The sequence below is a fragment of the Streptomyces sp. SN-593 genome (genome assembly GCF_016756395.1).
In the GTDB taxonomy this organism is placed as follows: Bacteria; Actinomycetota; Actinomycetes; order Streptomycetales; family Streptomycetaceae; genus Actinacidiphila; species Actinacidiphila reveromycinica.
Genome location: NZ_AP018365.1, coordinates 1,501,956 through 1,518,895 on the forward strand (window position 1 = coordinate 1,501,956; position 16,940 = coordinate 1,518,895).

The 16,940-nt window shown below is 74.7% G+C and carries 16 protein-coding genes; 5 read left to right on the forward strand and 11 right to left on the reverse strand.

Annotation, left to right across the window (positions count from 1 at the left end; genetic code table 11):
* Window positions 1-243: 243 nt before the first annotated feature.
* Window positions 244-687, forward strand: coding sequence for a cell division protein SepF (locus RVR_RS06360; protein ID WP_202232910.1), 444 nt, complete (start codon window positions 244-246; stop codon window positions 685-687).
* Window positions 688-774: 87 nt separating this feature from the next.
* Here RVR_RS06360 and RVR_RS06365 read toward each other — a convergent pair whose 3' ends face one another.
* Both RVR_RS06365 and RVR_RS06370 read right to left on the reverse strand, forming a co-directional pair.
* Window positions 775-1,965: an acyl-CoA dehydrogenase family protein gene (locus tag RVR_RS06365; RefSeq protein ID WP_202232911.1), complete on the reverse strand. Its 1,191-nt coding sequence runs from the start codon at window positions 1,963-1,965 to the stop codon at window positions 775-777.
* A 62-nt stretch (window positions 1,966-2,027) separates the two neighbouring features.
* Complete coding sequence (locus RVR_RS06370) at window positions 2,028-3,698, reverse strand: MFS transporter (protein WP_202232912.1); 1,671 nt, start codon at window positions 3,696-3,698, stop codon at window positions 2,028-2,030.
* A gap of 384 nt (window positions 3,699-4,082) precedes the next feature.
* Here RVR_RS06370 and RVR_RS06375 point away from each other — a divergent pair, with 384 nt between their 5' ends.
* Window positions 4,083-5,183, forward strand: a complete 1,101-nt coding sequence (locus RVR_RS06375) for a phosphatase PAP2 family protein (protein WP_237404600.1) — start codon at window positions 4,083-4,085, stop codon at window positions 5,181-5,183.
* On the opposite strand, the gene RVR_RS06380 is transcribed toward RVR_RS06375, so the two are convergent.
* Together RVR_RS06380 and RVR_RS38550 are read right to left on the reverse strand one after the other, a co-directional pair.
* Window positions 5,140-5,358 carry an I78 family peptidase inhibitor gene (locus RVR_RS06380; RefSeq protein WP_202232914.1) on the reverse strand — a complete coding sequence of 73 codons (219 nt, stop codon included), beginning with the start codon at window positions 5,356-5,358 and terminating at the stop codon, window positions 5,140-5,142. The two genes, RVR_RS06375 and RVR_RS06380, sit on opposite strands and share 44 nt — an antisense overlap.
* Before the next feature lie 371 nt (window positions 5,359-5,729).
* A complete protein-coding gene (locus RVR_RS38550; RefSeq protein WP_272933060.1) occupies window positions 5,730-6,542 on the reverse strand; it encodes a LysM peptidoglycan-binding domain-containing protein in 813 nt (270 codons plus the stop codon).
* 457 nt (window positions 6,543-6,999) lie between these two features.
* Here RVR_RS38550 and RVR_RS06390 point away from each other — a divergent pair, with 457 nt between their 5' ends.
* Together RVR_RS06390 and RVR_RS06395 are read left to right on the forward strand one after the other, a co-directional pair.
* Window positions 7,000-7,893, forward strand: a complete 894-nt coding sequence (locus tag RVR_RS06390; RefSeq protein WP_202238429.1) for a hypothetical protein — start codon at window positions 7,000-7,002, stop codon at window positions 7,891-7,893.
* 394 nt (window positions 7,894-8,287) lie between these two features.
* Complete coding sequence (locus tag RVR_RS06395) at window positions 8,288-8,647, forward strand: hypothetical protein (protein ID WP_202232915.1); 360 nt, start codon at window positions 8,288-8,290, stop codon at window positions 8,645-8,647.
* 194 nt (window positions 8,648-8,841) lie between these two features.
* On the opposite strand, the gene der is transcribed toward RVR_RS06395, so the two are convergent.
* From der to RVR_RS06415, 4 genes are all read right to left on the reverse strand, one after another.
* A complete protein-coding gene (der, locus tag RVR_RS06400; RefSeq protein WP_202232916.1) occupies window positions 8,842-10,299 on the reverse strand; it encodes a ribosome biogenesis GTPase Der in 1,458 nt (485 codons plus the stop codon).
* Between the two features lie 99 nt (window positions 10,300-10,398).
* Window positions 10,399-10,986 carry a lysophospholipid acyltransferase family protein gene (locus RVR_RS06405; RefSeq protein WP_202238430.1) on the reverse strand — a complete coding sequence of 196 codons (588 nt, stop codon included), beginning with the start codon at window positions 10,984-10,986 and terminating at the stop codon, window positions 10,399-10,401.
* Window positions 10,987-11,099: 113 nt separating this feature from the next.
* On the reverse strand, window positions 11,100-11,777 hold the full coding sequence (gene cmk / locus RVR_RS06410) for a (d)CMP kinase (protein WP_237404601.1): 678 nt from the start codon (window positions 11,775-11,777) through the stop codon (window positions 11,100-11,102).
* A gap of 147 nt (window positions 11,778-11,924) precedes the next feature.
* On the reverse strand, window positions 11,925-13,010 hold the full coding sequence (locus RVR_RS06415; RefSeq protein ID WP_202232917.1) for a prephenate dehydrogenase: 1,086 nt from the start codon (window positions 13,008-13,010) through the stop codon (window positions 11,925-11,927).
* Window positions 13,011-13,405: 395 nt separating this feature from the next.
* Here RVR_RS06415 and RVR_RS06420 point away from each other — a divergent pair, with 395 nt between their 5' ends.
* Window positions 13,406-14,161 (forward strand): nucleotidyltransferase domain-containing protein, encoded by a 756-nt coding sequence (locus RVR_RS06420; protein ID WP_202232918.1) that lies wholly within the window; start codon window positions 13,406-13,408, stop codon window positions 14,159-14,161.
* A gap of 13 nt (window positions 14,162-14,174) precedes the next feature.
* Here the strand turns inward: RVR_RS06420 and RVR_RS06425 are convergent, their stop codons facing one another.
* The 3 genes from RVR_RS06425 to scpB all read right to left on the reverse strand — a co-directional run bounded on the left by RVR_RS06425 (window position 14,175) and on the right by scpB (window position 16,846).
* Window positions 14,175-14,951, reverse strand: coding sequence for a nucleotidyltransferase domain-containing protein (locus RVR_RS06425; RefSeq protein WP_430393219.1), 777 nt, complete (start codon window positions 14,949-14,951; stop codon window positions 14,175-14,177).
* A gap of 207 nt (window positions 14,952-15,158) precedes the next feature.
* Complete coding sequence (locus tag RVR_RS06430) at window positions 15,159-16,262, reverse strand: pseudouridine synthase (RefSeq protein WP_202232919.1); 1,104 nt, start codon at window positions 16,260-16,262, stop codon at window positions 15,159-15,161.
* On the reverse strand, window positions 16,262-16,846 hold the full coding sequence (gene scpB, locus RVR_RS06435; RefSeq protein WP_237405251.1) for an SMC-Scp complex subunit ScpB: 585 nt from the start codon (window positions 16,844-16,846) through the stop codon (window positions 16,262-16,264). The genes RVR_RS06430 and scpB overlap by 1 nt, the downstream gene beginning before the upstream one ends.
* Window positions 16,847-16,940: the final 94 nt, after the last annotated feature.

The window sequence follows — 16,940 nt, forward strand, 5'->3', positions numbered from 1 at the left end:
GGTGCGGCACCCCGCTTCCGTACGGCCGTACGGCCCCCGAAATCACCCGATCGTGGAGGACGTTCCCATCACGTCGTCAGGTCTCCGATGCCTGCCCCTGCTTGACGGTGCGCCACTATCGTGTGTGCCAGTACCGTCACAAAGCACCTGCGTGGCGCGTATCCCCTTGGCGCATCACCCTCATCATGGATGACGATAGGACTAAGCGGACGGTACAGACCGCGTGCGAGAGAGGAGGCGTCCATGGGTTCTGTTCGACGGGCGAGTGCCTGGCTTGGCCTCGTCGACGACAACGGCGGCGAGGGTTACTACGACGAGGAGTACGCCGACTACGGCGAGGGCCCGGAGCGCGCCGACACGTGGGTGACCGACCCGCGGGTTCGGGTCGCCACCGAGTCGGCCGAGGAAGAGGGCCGGCGGATCGCCACGGTGACGCCCGACGGCTTCCGTGACGCGCGCGGCATCGGCGAGCTCTTCCGCGCCGGCGTCCCGGTGATCGTCAACCTCACCGCGATGGAGCCCTCCGACGCCAAGCGCGTGGTCGACTTCGCCGCCGGGCTGACCTTCGGCCTGCGCGGCTCCATCGAGCGGGTGGCCACCCGGGTGTTCCTGCTCACCCCGGCCGACTACTCCGTGATGAACGCCGACTCCCGCCGCGGCGGCGACGGCTTCTTCAACCAGAACTGAGTCCGGCCCCGGCCGCGCGCCCGCCGCTCCCCGCGGCCGCGCACCGGCCGGTGCCGGCGGCCGCCACCGCCTTCCGCGGGCAACGCCTCACCCGCGGAAGGCGTCGATCCCGGTGAGCGCCTTGCCCAGCACGAGCTGGTGCATCTCCACGGTGCCCTCGTAGGTCAGCACGGACTCCAGGTTGGTCGCGTGCCGCATCACCGGGTACTCCAGCGAGATGCCGTTGGCGCCCAGGATCGTGCGCGCGGTGCGGCAGATCTCGATCGCCTCGCGCACGTTGTTGAGCTTGCCGAAGCTGACCTGCTCCGGGCGCAGCGTGCCCGCGTCCATCCGCTGCCCGAGGTGGTGCGCCAGCAGGATCCCCTTGTGGAGTTCGACCGCCATGTCGGCCAGCTTGGCCTGGGTGAGCTGGAAGCCCCCGATCGGCCGTCCGAACTGCTCACGCTCGCCCGCGTACGCCAGCGCCGCCTCGAAACTGGACCGTGCCGCGCCCATCGCGCCCCACACGATGCCGTAGCGCGCGTGGTTGAGGCAGCTCAGCGGACCGCGCAGGCCGGTGACCTCGGGCAGCACCGCGTCCGCGGGCAGCCGTACGCCGTCCAGCACCAGTTCGCTGGTGACCGAGGCGCGCAGGCTCCACTTGTGGCGGATCTCGGGTGCGGAGAACCCGGGGGCGTCGGTGGGGACGACGAAGCCGCGCACCCCCTCCTCCGTCGCGGCCCAGACCACGGCCACCCCGGCGACCGAGCCGTTGGTGATCCACATCTTGCGGCCGTCGAGCACCCAGTCCGAGCCGTCCCGGACCGCGCGGGTGCGCATGCCGGCCGGGTCGGAGCCGTGGTCGGGCTCGGTCAGCCCGAAGCAGCCGATCACCTCGCCCGCGGCCATCGACGGCAGCCAGCGCTCCTTCTGGGCGTCGGAGCCGAAGCGGTGGACGGCGTACATGGCGAGCGAACCCTGCACCGACACCAGTGAGCGGATGCCGGAGTCGGCGGCCTCCAACTCCAGGCAGGCCAGGCCGTACTGCACCGCGCTCGCGCCCGCGCAGCCGTAACCGTCCAGTTGCATGCCGAGGGCGCCGATGGAGCCGAGTTCGCGGGCCAGTTCGCGGACCTCGGGCAGCTCGCCGCGCTCGTACCAGCCCGCCACGTGGGGCAGCACCCGGTCGGCGGCCCAGCCGCGTACGGTCTCGCGCACCGCGCGGTCCTCGGCGGTGAGCAGGTCGTCCAGACCCAGCGGGTCGTGCGGGTCGAAGGGCGCCTTCGCGGCGTGCGGCATCAGTGGACCTCCGGCCGGGAAAACTAGCGGTGGTAATCGCGACTCGGCGCCGACGTTACGGCTCAGTCCCGCGCCCGTCCAGAGCGTACGGCGCCCGAGGGCGCGGCCGTGGAACGCCCGGCCGAGCGATCCGCCCGCACCGGCCAGGGCAGTTCCGCGGCCCCGGACCCGGGCGCGGCCTCCGGCCCCGGGCGGTTCCCCTGCCGAAGTCCGGCGCCGGCCCCGGCCCCGGGGGCCGCGTCCGCCACGCACTCCATCCCGCGCGGCAGCCGCCGCGCCGCCCACGCCCCCGACAGCAGCAGCACCGCGCTCACCACGAGCGTCACGTGCAGGCCGTGCACGAACGAGTGACGCGCGGCCGTGCGCAGCGCCGCGCCCGGAGCGCCGCCGACCCGGTCGGCCACGTCGTACGCCCCGCCCAGCGACTGGCCGGCCGCAGTGGTGTCGGCGGCGCCGATGCCGCGGGCGTGCGGCGCGTAGACGGCGTTCATCACGCTGCCGAGCAGCGCGATGCCGAGCCCGGCGCCGAGCTGGTAGGCGGTCTCGCCGACCGCGGCCGCGCCACCCGCCCGGTAGGCCGGGGCCTGGCTGAGCATCGACTCGTACGACCCGAACAGCGTGGCCTCCAGGCCGAAGCCCAGCACGACGAAGACGACGGTGAGCAGTCCGGGGCGGTCCTGCTGCCCCATCGCGGTCAGCGACAGCACCGCCAGCGCGGTGAGCAGGAAGCCGCCGCCGACCATCCGGCGCGGCCCGAAGCGGGCCAGCGCCCGGGAACCCGCCAGCCCGCCGGCCATCGCGGCGAAGGTGAGCGGCAGCAGGCGCAGCCCGGTGTCCAGCGGACTCAACCCGAGCACCAGTTGGAGGTACTGCACCGCGATGAGCTCCAGCCCGACCAGCGCCAGCATGGCCAGCACGATGCAGCCCACCGACGTGGAGAACGCCGCCTGGGCGAACATCCGCACGTCGATCAGCGGGTGCGCGAGGCGGCGCTGGCGGCGGACGAAGTACACCAGGAGGGCCAGGCCGAGCAGCAGCGGCACCCAGACCGAGGGGGCCAGCGGGGCCGCGCCGGCGCCGAACCGCTTGACGCCGAAGACGGCGCCGAGGATGCCGAGCGCGGCGGTGGCGGCACCGACCACGTCCCAGGGTCCGTCGGCGCAGCCGCGCGAGTCGGGCAGCAGCATCCGGCCGAGCGGCAGCATCACGGCCATCAGCGGGATGTTGACCAGGAAGACCGAGCCCCACCAGAAGTGCTCCACCAGGAAGCCGCCGAGCACCGGCCCGACCGCCGCCCCGACGGCGGCCACCGCGCTCCACACCCCGATCGCGGTCGCCCGCTCGCGCCGGTCGGGGAAGACCTGCCGCAGGATGGAGAGTGTGGCGGGCATGATCATCGCACCGCCGGCGCCGAGCAGGCCGCGCGCGGCGATCAGGATGTCCGGGGTGGGCGCGAAGGCGGCCAGCGCGGAGGCGGCGCCGAAGAGCGCGTAGCCGATCAGCAGCACCCGGCGGTGGCCGATCCGGTCCCCGAGGGTGCCGAAGAGGATCAGCAGCGACGCGGCGATCAGCGGGTACACGTCGACGATCCACAGCAGGTCCTGGGAGCCGGGCCGCAGGTCCTCGGTGAGTGCGGGCACCGCCACGTGCAGCACGGTGGCGTCCAGCGCGACGATCAGCAGGCTCGCGCACAGCACGACGAGGATGGTCCAGCGGCCGGCCTGCCGCGTCATAGGCGTACCTCCACGGCTTGCTCCGTGACTCCCGGGCGTGAGCCGCCAGCGTACGTGACCGGACTGTGCCGGGCCTGTGGCCGACGCCCCCGGCCGCCCGCCGCCGGCCGGCCGCCCGCCCGCGGCTGCCCGCCGGCCGCCCGCGGCTGCCCGGCCCGTCCCGCCGACGGGCGGGAAACCCCGAATAAATTCGAGGGAAATAAGCGCCGAATAAGAACGGGAGCATGTGAGTATCGACACCCGAACATAAACTCCACGGCCTCCTCGCATTCACCTCAATCACCGTCCCCCAAAGGGGTGGTGAGACGCACTCCACATCACATCGTCATTACAGATCCGCTCGTACGGCGGTTGCATGCCATCACACGCTGTAACGTCGTTTCAGTGCGAACCGATAACGGGCCCGACCTCGCGGCGGAGCGACCGGCGAGCCGTGGCCTGCCGCGGATGAGTCGAACACGTGTGTGGCTGTTCGCCCTCACCGTCGCCTCCTACGTCGCGATCGTCGTCGGCGTGATCACCACCTCGAAGCTGGTGACGCTCGACTGGCAGGTCATGCTGTGGCGCCCCTACAAGCAGTGGCCGCAGATCCACGCCTTCCTGGACTACTTCGTGGTCCTGGGGCAGCGCGGCCCCACCGCCGTGATGGTGCTCGCCTGGCTGGGCTGGCGCGCCTGGCGCCACCGCACCCTGCACCCCCTCCTGGTGCTCGGCACCTCCCTGCTGCTGCTCAACATCACCGTGGGGGCCGTGAAATACGGCCTCGGCCGGCTCGGTCCGCATTACGCGACGACGGTCGGCTCCGCGGAGATGTTCGCCGGCGGCGATATATTCCCTTCCGGGCATACCGCCAACGCGGTGGTGACCTGGGGCGTACTGGCCTATCTCGCCACAACTCCCCGCGCCCGCCGCTGGGGTTCGATCGCCAGCGCGCTGCTGGCGCTCGGGGTCGGCGCGACGACCGTCTACCTGGGAACCCACTGGGTGAGCGACGTGCTGCTGGGCTGGGCGGCGGGGCTGCTGATCCTGCTGGCGCTGCCGTGGTTCGAGCCCTTCATGTCCCGCGCGGAGGAGTGGATCACCGGCACCTGGGCCCGGTTCCGCGCCCGGCGCGCCGCCCCGCGGACGCAACCCCCGGCCGCCCCGGCCGGCCCCGCCCGGCCCGGCCGGGGCAGCGGGGAGGGCGAGCCGGACCGCGAGACGGTGGGCACGGCCGCGCAGGTCGCCGCGTCCGCCGGCGCCGCGGGTGCCGCCCCGACCGGTCCGGCACCTGCCGCCGCGAGCGCCCCGAAGCCCGCTCCGGCGGCCTCACCGACGGGCACGGGCAGCGGCCACGCCGCCGGCCGGCCGCCCACGGTGCGCGGCGAGCGCACCCCTCCCGGCGCGGTCGGCGCCCGCCGGCGGCCGGTGGACCGGCAGATCATGCGCCCGGTGCCGCCGCTCAGCCAAGCCAGCACCGCTGCACGCGGCCCTCGGCCACGATGAAGTTGAGCCGCCCGAGGACGTACTCCATCGTCACCACCGTCCCGGGCGGCAGACTACGAACCGTGGTCCATCCGCGTTCCCGCGCCCGCGCCTCCGCCTCCTCACGCGTCAGGCCGCGATAGGCGTCGAGGTCGTCGTCCGGATTGCGGTCATGCGGGTTCGGCAGCGGTCCCATGGGTCAACGGTATTCGGTGCCATAGCCGTACGGGTGACGGCATGCGGCGGTCGGCCCGCACATGCTTCGCACAGCTCCCGCACAAAAACTCATCATTTCCAGTGGTTTACCGGGCCATCACACGTTAAGCCGCCAGAAGACGCGATCGACGCGATCGACGCGATCGACGCGATCGACGCGGACGACCCGACGACCCGACGACCCGACGACCCGACGACCCGACGACCCGACGGCACCACGGCACCACGGCACGGCAGCGGGGCCGACGGGGATTCCCCGTCGGCCCCGCGCACCCCGCCCGGTCCGCCCGGCGGCCGGACGCGCCTTCCGCGCCCCGCGGCCGGGTCGCCACCGGTTCAGTGGCCACCGGATCAGTTGACGGTGAGGACCATGCCCGGCTCCAAGTGGTTCGGGTCGGACCCGATCAGGCTCTTGTTGAGGTCGTACACCTGCTCCCAGCCGCCGTCCACGCCGTAGGAGTCGGCGATCCCCGCGAGGGTCTCACCGGGCTGCACGGTGTGCACGAGGTGCTGGAAGCCGCTGCGGCCGATCCGCCGCGAGCACACCGGCCAGGCGTTCCAGCCCTGCACCCGCAGCACCGCCTCGGCGATGTCGATCTGGTGCTGCGGCGAGGCCAGGTCGGGGCGGCGGGCGTACTTCAGGCCGCCGAACATCTCCCAGGTGGGCTGCCAGAACTGGAGCCCGCCGTAGTAGCCGTTGCCGGTGTTGATCTGCCAGTCGCCGCTGCTCTCGCACATCGCGAGGTCGTCCCAGACCGAGCGCTGCCGGGTGAACGTGGCCGCGCGCGGTGCGGCGGCGGGACCGGAGGCGGCGAGCGGAGCGGTGCGGGCGGCGGTCGGGTCGGCCGGCCGGGAGCGGTCGACGGGGGCGGCCGCGGGGGCTGCCTTGGGGGCGAGGAGCCCGGAAACCTCGTCCTTCCGCACGGCGCCGGGCCGCTGCGCGGCCGGCTGCGGGAGGAGCGACGCGTGGCGGAGCGGCTCGTGGAGCGCGGGCTTCCGCGGGGCGGGGGCCGGGGCCGCGACGGCGGACTGCGTCACCAGCGGGAGCAGCGCGCAGGCGCCGAGCACGGCGGCCGCGGTGGCGGCGCGCGGGCCGCGGATCCGCGCGAGGGCGATCCGGCGGACGCCGCCGACGTGGCGCGAGAGACGCGCGGCACCCCACACCCCGCCTCCGGGCGCCTCCGGGGCGGGCCAGGCCGGCGTCTGCGGCGCAGGGGCCGGCCGGGCCGCCTGCCGGGCCGTCGACGGGACGACCGATCCGACCGCCGGCCCGACCACCGGCCGGCCTGCCGGCGCGGCCGACGACCCGGGCACCGACGGGGTTGACTGAACCGGCTGAGCTGGCGGGGCTGACAAATCAGATGAGTCCGACAAGTTCGACAGTTCGATCATCGGGCCACGCTAGGCACGCCTCCCGCCGGGAACCCGGGTGCCACGGCCCGTGGACCCCCTACCTCACCCGGACGGCGCACGCACCCGGCGCAACCCGTATCCCGCAAACCGTGACCCCCCGCGCGGGCCGTCCGTTGTCACAGTGCGCCGGGGCCCGCCCGGCCGCCGGACTTCCGGCCCGCGTTCATGACCGCAGCACCGCACTTCCAAGGAGACTCCCGTGGCGCCCATGCTCGACGTGAGCGATGAGGTACGAGCCGAGATCGGCGACGAGGAGACCGACCGGCTCCTCACCGGCGAGAGCTTGCCGGGCACGTACGACTGCACGTCCTGCCGGACGCCCGGGGACAGCGGGCAGGAGCGGACCAGCACCGTGCTCTTCGTGGGCGACGAGACCGCCGTGCTGGCGTTCGCGCACGCCGCGTGCATCCCCTCGCAGGTCGTACCGGTGTCCGAGGCCCAGTTGCAGGGCGCGGTCGCCAGCATCTCCGGGGCCCCCGCCGGCCCGGCCGGCCCCGCCGCGGGGCTCTCCGCGGGCGTCCCGCCGCAGACCGAGTCGTACGGCGTCCCCGCGGGCGGCGGCTCCGCCGGCGGCCCGGCCGCCGTCCGGCCGACGGACCCGGCCGTGCCCGACCTCGACCTCGCGCCCCGACAGGCGGTGCTGGGCATCACCTGCGGTCTGATCATCGTGGAGGAGCAGCTCCGCCCGGCCCTGGTGGTCGAGCCGACCGGCCCGGTCGCCCGGGTGGGCTCCACCGGCGACGGCGACGACTTCCTGCCGCTCCTGATCGAGCAGGGCTTCGTGCCCCAGCTCGACCTGGAGGCGCCGCCGTCGCCGCTGCCGGGGTGGTCGGTGCTGCTGGCCATGGGCAAGCTGCACGCCGTGCTCCAGCCGGGCGCCAACGGCGGCCCCGCGGCGGCCTGGTGGCAGGCGCACCAGCCGCTCCAGGTCAGCGACGGCTGGCGGGCCGCGGTGCAGCGCGGCAACGAGGTGTACGTGTACGCGGGCCCGGCCGGCTCGATCGGCCGGCAGCCGCGCGAGGACCTGATGCGGGACGCGCTGGCCCGGGCCTGCTCGCGCGGCCAGCTCGTCGCGGCCACCATGCCCCTGTCGGGCACCTGACCGGAACCCGATCAGCACACGGTCATACGGCTGGGGCCTGTCCGGCGGATCCCGCCGGTCGGGCTCGCGGCGTCCGGTGCCGTGCACCGCACGCCGGAGAACCGTCCCCGTACCGGGTCGTACGCGGAGGGTTCGACAACGCGCGGAGGTGCGGCACCGGGCGTGGCGGGCCCGGCGAGATCCGCCGGGCAGGCCCTTGGGCCGTCCGGAGGGCGCGCGCGGCGTGCTGCGCGCGCCTTCGCGCGTCCTGCCGCCGACACCACCCTGTTGACCTGGTCAAAGATCGGCAATTCAACCGCGCGGCCCGCATCCCGCCCGGCGCCGGGTCGTTGGCAGTTACGTGTACAGCTTCGACGCATCCTCCCGAGCCCCTTACCAGCGCTACATCCCGCCCATGCGCACCGCGCAGGACGGGAGCGGGGCCGGTGCGTCGAACACGCCGATCTACGACGCCCTGTACTCGGAGTACCGCCGGCTGTTCCGCACCCTTCCCGGCGACCGCAGCGGCGAGGAGTCGCTGCAGTTCAAGGGGTTCGCGGCCTGGCAGGCGGAGTACCCGCCACTGGCGCCGGGCGGCCGGCACCGCAGCGACCCCGGGGGCACGGCCGGCCAGGGGCACGGGGGCACCCAGGGATCGGGCGGGGGCGGTGCGAACGGCACCGGCGGGCGGGGCGGCCGCGGCGGGCGGCGCGGGGCCGACGGTGACGGCCCGGCGGCGCTGCCCCCGGGCCGTGGCGACAACCGGATGCGGTAGCGACCGCCCGCGGCCCGCGGAGTACCGCGTCACCGCGCACCGCCATCGCGTGCCGTCCGCCACGCGCCGTCCCCGGTCACGGGCCGTCCCACCGCAGGCCGCACACCGCCGCAGTACCCCGCACCGGGCAGCGGAGGGAGCGGAGGGAGTGGACGCCCGAGTCGGGCGCTCCGCTCCCTCCCGCCCGCCCGCCGCTACTTCTTCCGGCCGCGCTTCTCCCGCACCCGCACCGACACCTGGATCGGCGTGCCCTCGAAACCGAACTCCTCGCGCAGCCGGCGCTCGATGAACCGGCGGTAGCCCGCCTCCAGGAAGCCGGACGCGAAGAGCACGAAACGCGGCGGCCGGGTGCCCGCCTGGGTGCCGAACAGGATGCGCGGCTGCTTGCCGCCGCGGATCGGGTGCGGGTGGGCGGAGACCAGCTCGCCGAGGAAGGCGTTCAGCCGCCCGGTCGGCACCCGGGTCTCCCAGCCGGCGAGCGCGGTCTCGATCGCCGGGACCAGCTTCTCCATGTGCCGTCCGGTCTGCGCCGAGACGTTGACCCGGGGCGCCCATTGGACCTGGACGAGGTCGCGCTCGATCTCGCGCTCCAGGTAGTACCGGCGCTCCTCGTCCAGCAGGTCCCACTTGTTGTAGGCGATGACCACGGCGCGGCCGGCCTCCACGGCCATCGAGATGATCCGGGTGTCCTGCTCGCTGAGCGTCTCGCTCGCGTCGATCAGGACCACCGCGACCTCGGCCTTCTCCACCGCGGCCGCGGTGCGCAGGGAGGCGTAGTAGTCGGCGCCCTCGGTGAGGTGCACCCGCCGCCGGATGCCGGCGGTGTCGACGAACTTCCAGGTGACCCCGCCCAGCTCGATCAGCTCGTCGACCGGGTCGCGGGTGGTGCCGGCGACCTCGTTGACGACCACCCGGTCGCTGCCGGCCACCTTGTTCAGCAGCGAGGACTTGCCGACGTTGGGGCGGCCGATCAGCGCGATGCGGCGCGGGCCGCCGAGGGCCTCGCCGAAGGTCATCGCGGGCGCCTCCGGCAGCGCCTCCATGATGGCGTCCAGCAGGTCGCCGGTGCCGCGGCCGTGCAGCGAGGAGATCGGGTGGGGCTCGCCGAGGCCGAGGTTCCACAGCGTGTACGCGTCGGCCTCCCCGGAGGGGCCGTCGACCTTGTTGGCGGCCAGCACCACGGGCTTGCCGGCCCGGCGCAGCAGCTTCACGACCGCCTCGTCGGTGTCGGTGGCGCCCACCGTCGCGTCGACCACGAAGACCACCGCGTCGGCGGCGTCGATCGCGAACTCGGCCTGCGCGGCCACCGACGCGTCGATGCCGAGCACGTCCTGCTCCCAGCCGCCGGTGTCGACCAGCTTGAAGCGCCGCCCGTTCCAGTTCGCCTCGTAGGTGACCCGGTCGCGGGTGACGCCGGGGCGGTCCTCCACGACGGCCTCGCGGCGGCCGATGATCCGGTTCACCAGTGTCGACTTGCCGACGTTCGGCCGGCCGACCACGGCGAGCACGGGGAGCGGCCCGTGGCCGGCCTCCGCGAGGTCGTCGGCGACCTCCGCCGGGTCGAAGCCCTCCTCCTCGGCGAGCTGCATGAACTCGGCGTATTCGGCGTCGCCGAGCGCGTCGGCGGCGTCGTGTTCGTATCCCTGGTCCATGAGGTCTCTCCGTCGATCAGCAAGAAGTACGTGGGCGCCGCTGCCGGGACGCCCGGGCGGGGCGCGGTCCCCGGCCGGGGGCCGTCGGGCGGGCCCGGGTCACGCCCGCCCGGTGGTCCGCCGGGCCTCGGCGAGGTGCGCGGTCAGGTGCGCCTGGATGCGCCGGGTGGCGTCGTCGAGGGCGGTACGGGTCCGCCGCCCGCTCCCGTCGCCCGCCTCGAACGGTTCGCCGTAGACGACGTCGATACGGGCGCGCAGCGGCGGCAGGCCCCCGACGAGCCGGCCGCGCCGGGCGCTGCCGAGGACGGCGACGGGCACCACCGGGGCGCCCGAGCGCACCGCGAAGTACGCCAGCCCGGCCCGCAACTGCGCGAAGTCGCCCTCCCCGCGGGTGCCCTCGGGGAAGATGCCCAGCACCCCGCCCCGCTCCAGCACGCCGAGCGCCGCGGTGATCGCGCCGCGGTCGGCGCCGGAACGGTCGACCTCGACCTGCCCGATGGCCCGCAGGAACGGGTCGAGCGGGCCGACGAACGCCTCCTTCTTCACCAGGAAGTGCAGCGGCCGCGGGCAGGTGCCGATCAGCATCGGCCCGTCGATGTTGTGGCTGTGGTTGCCCGCCAGGATGACCGGGCCGTGGGCGGGCAGCCGCCAGTCGCCGAGCACCCGGGGCCGCCACAGGCCGTTCATCAGCCCGATGCCGATGCCCCGGGCCACCGCGGCGCCGCGCGCGCTCGGCAGCGGCGGGGCGGAGGGCGTGGACGGCGGCGCCGCGGGCGGCGCCAGGGTCCCGCGCTGGGTGCTCACCGCGCCGCTCGCTTCTCCCCGACCAGAGCGACGACCTGCTCGACGACCTGGTCGAGGGTGAGCTCGCTGGTGTCGACCTCCACGGCGTCGTCGGCCTTGGCCAGCGGCGAGGTCTTGCGGCCGGAGTCGGCGGCGTCGCGCCGGACCAGGGCCGCCTGGGTGTCGGCGACGGACTGGGCGCCCTTCAGTTCGCCGCTGCGGCGCGCGGCGCGGACCTCGGCGGAGGCGGTGAGGTAGATCTTGACGGTGGCGTCGGGCAGCACGGTGGTGCCGATGTCACGACCCTCGACCACGATGCCGGCGGGCGCGGCGGCGGCACAGGCGCGCTGGATCTCGACCATCCGGGTCCGCACCTCGGGCACGGCGCTCACCGCGCTGACCGCGGCGGTGACCTCCTGGGTGCGGATCGGGCCGGAGGCGTCCACGCCGTCCACGGTGATCGCGGGGGCGGCCGGGTCGGTGCCGGACACGATCGCGGGCTTGCCCGCCTGGTCGGCCACGGCCGCCGCGTCGTCGACGTCCACGCCGTTGGCCAGCATCCACCAGGTGATCGCGCGGTACTGCGCGCCCGTGTCGAGGTAGCTGAGGCCGAGCCGGGACGCGACCGCCCGGGACGTGCTGGACTTGCCCGTGCCGGAGGGGCCGTCGATCGCGACGATCACCGGATTTGACACAGCGGATGGCCTTCCTCGTGCACGGATGCGGGTACGGGCGGGCCGGCGGGGTGGCCGGATGCCATCCCTCAAGGTTACCGGCCCCCCGGGTGGCCCAGCGCCACCCGTGCCAAGGGGCACGGGGCACGGGGCGGCACCGGACAGGACCTACGGCCGCAGCGCCCAGCCGCGCTCCCGCAGCGCCGCCGACAGCACCGGGGCGCTGCGCGGCTCGACCGTGAGGTGCACCAGACCCGCCTGCTGGCCGGTGGAGTGCTCGATCCGCACGTCCTCGATGTTGACGCCCGCGGCGCCGGCGTCCGCGAAGAGCCTGGCCAGCTCGCCGGGCTGGTCGCCGATGAGCACCCCGACGCTCTCGTACGGCTTGGGGGCGGCGCCGTGCTTGCCGGGGACCTTGGCGCGGCCGGCGTTGCCGCGGCGCAGGACGTCCTCGATGCCGGCCGCGCCCTCGCGCCGCTTGCCGTCGTCGGCGGACTGCAGGGCCCGCAGCGCGCTGACGGTCCCGGCCAGGTCGTTCGCCAGGTCGTCGAGGACGTCGGCGACCGGGCCGGGGTTGGCCGCGAGGATGTCCATCCACATGCCCGGCTCGGACCCGGCGACCCGGGTGACGTCGAGGATGCCCTGCCCGCACAGGCGGACGGCGGCGTCCTCCGCGTGCTCCAGCCGGGCGGCGACCATGCTGGAGACGAGCTGCGGGGTGTGCGAGACCAGCGCGACCGCGCGGTCGTGCGCGTCGGCGTCCATCACGACCGGGACCGCGCGGCACAGGGCGACCAGCTCCAGCGCGAGGTTGAGCACCTCGGTGTCGGTGCCGGCCGTGGGGGTGAGCACCCAGGGGCGGCCCTCGAAGAGTTCGGCGGCGGCCGCCAGCGGGCCGGAGCGCTCCCGTCCGGCCATGGGGTGGGTGCCGATGTAGCGGGTGAGGTCGCAGCCCAGGGCGACCAGTTCCCGGCGCGGACCGCCCTTGACGCTGGCCACGTCCAGGTAGCCGCGGCCCAGGCCGTCGCGGATCGCCCCGGCGAGGGTGACGGCCACGTGGGCGGGCGGGACCGCGACGACCACGAGGTCCACGGGCCGCGGCGGCTGCCCCGAGCTGCCCGCGCCGAGCGCCTCGGCGGTACGGGCGGCGGATTCGTCGTGGTCCGTCAGGTACACGTCGACGCCGCGGCCGCTGAGCGCGAGTGCGGCGGACGTGCCCATCAGGCCGGTTCCGATGACGAGGGCGGTCCTCACGAAGGGTGTCCTTGCGGGTGCGGGGGCGGATGTACGGGCGGAAGCGGATGCACGGGTGGGAGCGGTTGCACGGGTGGAGCGGCCGCGAGCGGCGGGGGCGGAAGGCCGGCGGACGGGCGCCGGGTCGGCGCGGGGAGCAGCCGCGGGCCGGGGTGCGGCGCGGCGGCGGTACGACCGGGTGGCGGTCCCCGTCCAGCCTAAGGGCTGTCCCGTCGGGCGGAGGCGGCCGGCACCGCGGGCCGGGACGGGCCGGGTCGTAACGCGCCGGGGGCGTACCAGGGCGGCGGGCGGTCCCGGCTCCCCCGCGGCACCATGCGTCCCGTAGCCCGCGTACCGACCCGCGCGGAACACGAAAAGTGCGCGCGCGAGCCGGCCGGATGGCCATAATCGCCCTCATGCGCGAATCGCTGGGGGACGACGTGGGGCACGGACTGGTCACGGACCACACGGTCTACGCGTGCGTGATGGGCTCGCGCGCCTTCGGGCTGGCCACCGACGACAGCGACATCGACCGGCGCGGGGTGTTCGTCGCGCCCACCCCGCTGTTCTGGCGGCTGGACAAGCCGCCCACCCACGTCACGGGACCGCTGGACGAGCAGTTCTCCTGGGAGCTGGAGCGGTTCTGCGTGCTCGCGCTGCGCGGCAACCCCAACGTCCTGGAGTGCCTGCACTCCCCCCTGGTCGAGTACGCCGACGCGACCGGCCGCGAACTGCTCGCGCTGCGCGGCGCCTTCCTCTCCCGCCGCGCCGAGGCGGCGCTCCGCGGGTACGCCGTCCAGCAGCTCGGCAGGCTGGAGGCGGACCTGCGCGCCCACCGGCGGCCGCGCTGGAAGCACGGCATGCACCTGCTGCGGCTGCTGCTGAGCTGCCGTGACCTGCTGCGCACCGGCCGGCTCAGCATCGACGCGGGCCCATACCGCGACCGCCTGCTGGCGGTCAAGCGCGGCGAGCTGGCCTGGGACGAGGTACGGGCGTGGACGCGCGCCCTCACCGAGGAGATCGACGCGGCCGCCACCCGTACCGCGCTGCCGGACGAGCCGGACGTGACCCGGGTCGAGGACTTCCTGATCCGCGTGCGCGGCGCCTCCGCCGCCCCTGACCTGGCACCGCGCTCCCCGGCGCTGTCGCCGGTCCCCCGCTCCTTCCCGTAGGTACGCGCGGGTCTCAGACGGCGGCCTCGCGGGTGCGGACGACCAGGTCGTGGAGCGCGTCCTGGGCGCTCGGGTGCTCCGGGAGCCGGGAGGCGCCCTGGGCGGCGGTCAGGGCACCGTGCAGGGCCGCCACGTCGCCGGCGAGGCGTACGGAGGGCAGCTCGGGGGTCGGGCCGTGCTCGGCCTCGGCCTTGGCGGCGACCAGGTCGGGCAGGTAGGCCGGGGCTTCCGGCACCTCCTCGACGAGGGTGGGCAGGTGGGCCAGCACCCGGCCGGTGCGCATCAGGTGGATGCCGGTGAGCAGGCCCCGGAACGTGTACAGGAGCGGCTTGAGCTCGCCGTTCTTCTCGTGCAGGCGCCACTGGGTGGTGGCGAACCCGCGGTAGTGGTGGGCGTGGCCCGCCGTGACCGCTCCGGGCGCCAGGGCGGTGAGCTCGGCGTGGACCGCCGTGGTGTGGACGACCAGCGGCGAGAGCAGTTGTTCCAGCACGTAGCCGTTGCGGCGCAGCATCAGCCGGGCGAACTTCAGCAGGTCGTGGGTGACCAGGTCCAGGTCGAGGCCGTCGCGCTGCCACATCCGGGTCCGCGTCGGTTCGCCCTCGCGCAGGCCGATGACCTCGCGCAGGCGCAGCAGGTGCACGCCGCGCAGGTCCACGTCGGAGTCCCGGGACGGGAACCCGTACAGGTGGGCGCCGGAGACGGTGGCGAACAGCAGCTCGGGGCCGGCGCCGAGCAGGTCGGCGACGGCCGGGGCGAGGTCGGGCACCTGTGCGGCCGCGAGCGCGGACAGGGAGGCGACGGGCACGGCGGGGGAGGTCGCGGAGGCGGGGGGCGTGGTCACGGGTCCATCCAAGCCGCGGGCGGTGACGGGTGTCGAGGCGGGGTGGGCGAGGAGCGCGGCGAGCACGGGCGCGGGCGGCGGACGGGACGGGCGGCGGCGGCCCGGGTAAGGGGCCGCCGCCTGGAGCGCGCCCCTTACCCGGGGCGGCCGCTCGTCCTAGAGGTCGACCTCGCGCATCAGCATCCCGACCTCGGTGTTGGTGAGGCGGCGCAGCCAGCCGGACTTCTGGTCGCCGAGCGGGATCGGCCCGAAGCTGGTGCGCACCAGCTTGTCGACGGGGAAGCCCGCCTCGGCCAGCATGCGGCGCACGATGTGCTTGCGGCCCTCGTGGAGGGTCACCTCGACCAGGTAGTTCTTGCCGGTGTTGTGCACGATCCGGAAGTGGTCGGCGCGCGCCCAGCCGTCCTCCAGCTCGATGCCGCTCTTGAGCTGCTTGCCCAGGTCGCGGGGCAACGGGCCCTGGATCGCGGCGAGGTAGGTCTTCTGCACGCCGTAGCGCGGGTGGGTCAGCCGGTGGGCCAGCTCGCCGTGGTTGGTGAGCAGGATCAGGCCCTCGGTCTCGGTGTCGAGCCGGCCGACGTGGAAGAGCCGGGTGTCGCGGTTGGTGACGTAGTCCCCGAGGCACTGCCGCCCGTCGGGGTCCTCCATCGTGGACACGACGCCGGCCGGCTTGTTCAGCGCGAAGAACAGGTACGACTGCGTGGCGACGGTGAGCCCGTCGACCTTCACCTCGTCGCGGTCGGGGTCGACCCGCATGCCCTGCTCGGTGACGATCTCGCCGTTCACCTCGACGCGGTGCTGCTCGATCAGCTCCTCGCACGCCCGGCGCGACCCCATGCCGGCCCTGGCCAGCACCTTCTGCAGCCGCTCGCCCTCCTGCTCGGCGCCGGGGAACGTCTTGGGCGTCTTGACCTGCGGCTTGTTGTGGCGCTCGCGGTTGCGCTGCTCGATCTGGGCGTCGAGCTCGCGCGGCCGCGCCGGGACCGGCTTGCGGCCGCGGTTGCCGGTCGGCCGGGCGCCGGGCTTCGCACCGCCCGCGTCCTTGGTACGGGGCATGCCGCCGGGCTTGTTCGCACCGGACTGCCCGGTGCCGCCGACGTCGTAGCGGCGCTCCTCCGGACGCGGCTTGCGGGGGCGCTCCGGCTGGTCGCCGCGCCGGCCGCCCGCAGAACCGCCGGCGGAACGGCCGGCGGAGCCGCCACCGCCACTGCCGCCGCGGGGTTTCCGGTTGCCGCCGCTGTTCCTGTCGCTGCTTCGCATCAAGGTTCCGTAATCGAGGTGATCGAGGTCGAGGTCGTCGGTGGATCGTCCGGGGCGTCGGGGTCGAAGGACGGGAGCCCTTCCGCGGACTCCGCCTCGACCGCTTCCGCCTCCGGCAGGAACGGGGCGAGCTCGGGCAGCTCGTCGAGGCTGCGCAGGCCCATGCGTTCCAGGAAGTAGTTCGTCGTCCCGTACAGGATCGCACCTGTCTCGGGTTCCGTCCCACCTTCCTCCACCAGCCCGCGCTGGAGCAGGGTGCGCATGACCCCGTCGCAGTTCACTCCGCGCACCGCCGAGACCCGGGACCGGCTCACCGGCTGCCGGTACGCCACCACCGCCAGCGTCTCCAGCGCGGCCTGGGTCAGCCGGGCCTGCTGGCCGTCCAGCACGAAGCTCTCCACCGCCGGCGAGAAGGCCGGGCGGGTGTAGAACCGCCAGCCCCCCGCGACCAGCCGCAGGTCGAAGCCCCTGCCGTCGCGGGTGTAGTCGTCGGACAGCTCGCGCAGCGCCCTGCCGACCGCTCGGCGCGGCCGGCCCAGCACCTTGGCGAGGTGCTCCTCGGTCGCGGGCTCGTCCACCACCATCAGCACGGCCTCCAGCGCCGGCTTGAGCTCCAGTTCGGCGGTCGCGGCCGCGAGCAGCCCGGTCGGGGCGGCGTCGTCGGGGACGGGGGCGGGC

Excerpts from the sequence above, each read along its gene's own strand:
- RVR_RS06360 (WP_202232910.1), top strand. The coding sequence starts at position 244 with ATGGGTTCTGTTCGACGGGCGAGTGCCTGGCTTGGCCTCGTCGACGAC.
- RVR_RS06365 (WP_202232911.1), bottom strand. The coding sequence starts at position 1,965 with ATGCCGCACGCCGCGAAGGCGCCCTTCGACCCGCACGACCCGCTGGGT.
- RVR_RS06370 (WP_202232912.1), bottom strand. The coding sequence starts at position 3,698 with ATGACGCGGCAGGCCGGCCGCTGGACCATCCTCGTCGTGCTGTGCGCG.
- RVR_RS06380 (WP_202232914.1), bottom strand. The coding sequence starts at position 5,358 with ATGGGACCGCTGCCGAACCCGCATGACCGCAATCCGGACGACGACCTC.
- RVR_RS06390 (WP_202238429.1), top strand. The coding sequence starts at position 7,000 with ATGCTCGACGTGAGCGATGAGGTACGAGCCGAGATCGGCGACGAGGAG.
- RVR_RS06395 (WP_202232915.1), top strand. The coding sequence starts at position 8,288 with ATGCGCACCGCGCAGGACGGGAGCGGGGCCGGTGCGTCGAACACGCCG.
- der (WP_202232916.1), bottom strand. The coding sequence starts at position 10,299 with ATGGACCAGGGATACGAACACGACGCCGCCGACGCGCTCGGCGACGCC.
- RVR_RS06405 (WP_202238430.1), bottom strand. The coding sequence starts at position 10,986 with ATGAACGGCCTGTGGCGGCCCCGGGTGCTCGGCGACTGGCGGCTGCCC.
- RVR_RS06420 (WP_202232918.1), top strand. The coding sequence starts at position 13,406 with ATGCGCGAATCGCTGGGGGACGACGTGGGGCACGGACTGGTCACGGAC.
- RVR_RS06430 (WP_202232919.1), bottom strand. The coding sequence starts at position 16,262 with ATGCGAAGCAGCGACAGGAACAGCGGCGGCAACCGGAAACCCCGCGGC.
- scpB (WP_237405251.1), bottom strand. The coding sequence starts at position 16,846 with ATGGTGGTGGACGAGCCCGCGACCGAGGAGCACCTCGCCAAGGTGCTG.